This is a genomic window from Saccharomonospora sp. NB11 (assembly GCF_015910535.1).
Lineage (GTDB): Bacteria > Actinomycetota > Actinomycetes > Mycobacteriales > Pseudonocardiaceae > Saccharomonospora.
The window spans coordinates 1-3,380 of the sequence record NZ_JACBJG010000021.1 but is presented as its reverse complement, the minus strand read 5'-3'; the positions used below and the strand labels follow the sequence as shown (position 1 = coordinate 3,380).

Annotated in this window: 1 protein-coding gene and 1 pseudogene; both read right to left on the bottom strand. The window is 69.8% G+C overall.

Going from position 1 to position 3,380, the window contains the following annotated elements:
• Positions 1-734, bottom strand: a pseudogene (locus JAV51_RS20070) (peptidase S8); the annotation flags it as partial.
• Between the two features lie 244 nt (positions 735-978).
• Positions 979-3,380: S8 family serine peptidase (locus tag JAV51_RS20065; RefSeq protein ID WP_197322307.1), on the bottom strand; the 2,402-nt coding region annotated here is incomplete at its 5' end.

Here is a 3,380-nt window from a genome sequence, read left to right as displayed (position 1 = left end):
GCAAGGTCCGGGTGATCGGCGTCGATGCCGGTGTCCAACACCGCGACCCGCACACCCTCACCGGTCAGCCCGCTGTCCCACGCCTCCGGCGCACCGATCTGCGGCACACTCTCCGCCAACGTCGCCTGCACCGGCGCGTCCAACCACAGATGCTCGATCTCCGCACCCGGCTTCAGCATCGGGCGGACGTTCTCCCAGAAGGTCTCCGCCTCCGCCTTCTCCGCCTCCACCGCGGCACCGTCGATCGCCGCAAGCGACCGAACCTGCTCCGCCGCGCCGTCGGCGGTGATGCGCGCCGAGACGCCGGCGGCGGACACCGTCCCCTCCCGGTACGACACCATCACGGGCACGTCGTCGCGGGCACCGTCGTGGTAGTCGGCCTTCACGAGCGCCGTCACGTCGAACAGCCGCTTGTCCAGCGTGCCGTTCGCGATCCACGGAGCCGCGTCGTTCGGGACGACGTACACCGCACCGTGCTCGACGTACTGGCGGTAGCCCACCTCCTCCCGTCCGGAGCCGAGCACGACGTCGGTGACGACGCCATCCCTGATGTCGACCCGGTCGCCGGTCACGAGCGTGACGCTGACCGCGCCCTCGCCCGCCGACGTGACGACGAACGGCGACGGCTGCGCCTGCGCGGGTGCCACCGCGACGGCCGTGCCTGCCGTCACGAGCGTCACCACGCCCAGGGCCGTCATCACCAGCCCGCCGACGGGTCTCGATTTCTTCCGCACGTCTTCGCTCCCCTCAGATTCAGCGAGTGAAGAGAAGAGTGCCGTGAGTCACGCGGGGGAAAGACCAGCCGCACGGCCAGCTCGTCGCGACGACATCGGCCGTTCGGCCGACGGACGGATGGCCGAACGATCCGACACCCCTCCCCGCGTGTCCATCCTTTTCGGACGGACACGTACGGGAGGTGCGGACACGTGTGCGCAGGCCGAGGACACGGTGTCGCAGGCCGAGGACACGCCGGGGTGGTTACGTCACCAGGTACGCGCCGAGAATCGTTTGCGTCACCTCGTTGCCGTCGGCGTCCTTCGCCACCGCACGCAGCGACACGTCCTCCGCCCCGTCCGGCGCGGTGACCACCACGGCCCCGTCGGTCACCGGCGTCGTCGACCACGACTCACCGCCGTCGAACGACACTTCGACGCTCAGCGACGCCAGGTCCGGTTTCCCGGTGAGGCCGTTGCGGTGCACCGCGATGGGTATTCGGACGGCCTCACCGACCTCGCCGGCATGGTCGTCGCCCAGTTCCGGCGCGAACTGCACCGCGAGCAACGGCAAGTCGACCTCCGCCTCGCTCGGTCCGGACCGGAAGGTCCACTCGGCACGGATCGTGCGCGACAACGGCGTCAGGCTGCCTCGTTCGGACTCGACGACGAGGCGATACTGCCCCGGCTCCGCCGGGACGTCGAAGATCCCGTAGCCCGGCTCCTCCTCGCGCGCCAGTCGTTCACCGTCGCGGTACAGCTCGGTGAATCCCGAGTCGGTGATCGAGAATCCCCCGCCGCCGGACAACGAGTGCCCGTACAGCGGCAGGCTCACCAACAGCGAGTCGTCGTCGCGCACCGCCCACAGTGATCCCGGTGGGAACGCGGGCCCGAACACCGGCGTGTTCCACCGGAGCTCGCCGTTGTCCCCCGGCTCGAAGGTCGCCACGTGGGACAGGGAGAACTCGCCCGCGGCCTCGGGACTGTCGCCCAACCACAGCATCGAGTTCCACCGCACGCCCGGCGTGTAGTACTCGGTGAGCGTGAACGGCAACTCGCCCGTCACCAACTCCCGCGAGCCCACGACCCCCGGCCCGCCGTCGGTGTGCACGCTGGTGACCTTCGCCAGCTCGGCGGTCGTGACCTCGTAGGTGAGGTCGTCCGGCACGGCGATCGTCGCCGAGTGTCGCAGGTGGTAGGTGAACGGACTGCCGTCGAAGCCGCCGTCACCGTCCGGTCGCGCGTGCTCGGTCCTCAGCGAGAAAGCGAACCCGTCGTGACGAGTCTCGGAGGGCCGGACGTAGGTGTCCTCCAGCGAGGAGTCACCGGCGAACCACCCGATGTACGGGTGTCCCTCGGTGCGGAGGGTGACATCGAGCTCCGCGTAGCCGATCTCGGCGTCCGGTTCGTCCAACACCACGTCGACCGGAACGGCGTCGCGGGCGTCGAGGACGAGTGAGCGATCGGAGTCCAGGCTGATCCGGGGTTCGAAGAACGACGTGCTGCCGGGGACGGTGTAGTCGTCGTTGATCTCCACAGCCAGGAAGTAGTCGTCCTTCGGCAGGCGCAACGAGATTTCGCCCGTCTCGTGGTAACCGCCTTCCGACCACGGCTTGGCGTGTCCGGCGAGCATGACGTACGGGTTGGTCGCCACCGTGCCGTCGTGGTCGATCACCGTCAGGTCGAGACGGTAGCTCTCGACCTCCTGCTCGATGCCGACCGGCGTGGTCACCGTGGTGCCGTCGGCCGTCGCGGTCACGACCCCGCCGTAGCGGCCGTCGGGTCCGCCGACTCGGGTGTCGACCGTGACCGTCGCCTCGGCCGACTCGCCTGCGGGCACAGTGAGGCGCGACGGCTCGACAGTGATCATGCCCTCGGGTGCGGCTCCGTCCGGACCGGACAGCGTCGCGCGCAGGTCCACCGTCACGGCCGTGTCCGAGACGTTCGTGTACGTGATCGTCTCCTGCACGGGCTCGTCGTCGGTGCGCGGCCACTCCACGATTCCCAGGCTCAGACTGGCGGGCGAAGCGAGCAACGACTGGGTCAACGCCTTCGGCACGTCGATCCGGCCCGCGCCCTGTTCGAAGACCGAGAGAGTGCGATGCGCCTGCGCGCTTCCGATCAGGGCCGCCTTGAGCTCGTCGGCGTCCCAGTCCTGGTGCTGCTGCGCCAACAACGCCGCCGCCCCCGCCACGTGCGGAGTCGCCATCGACGTCCCCGACAACGTGACGTAGCGCTCGTCGACGGGCGTACCCAGAGCGGTGCCCTCGGCCATGGGAGCCACGATGTCGGCGCCCGGCGCGGTCACGTCCGGCTTGACGGCCCCGTCACCGAGACGCGGGCCGCGGCTGGAGAAGTCGGCCAGCTCGTCGTCCTTGGCGACCGCACCCACCGTCAACGCGGCATCGGCACTGCCCGGGGAGCCCACGGTCTCGTCTGCACCCATGTTGCCCGCCGCGACGACGAAGAGCGCCCCGGTGCTTTCGGTGAGTTCGTTGAGGGCGAGCGACATCGGGTCGGTGCCATCGGTGGCGTCACCACCCAGGCTCATGTTGACCACGGAGGCGTTCTCGGCCGCCCACTCCATCCCGGCGAGAATCCACGACTCCTGGCCGAAGCCGTCGTCGTCGAGGACCTTGCCCACCACCAGCTCGGCGTCCGGCGCCA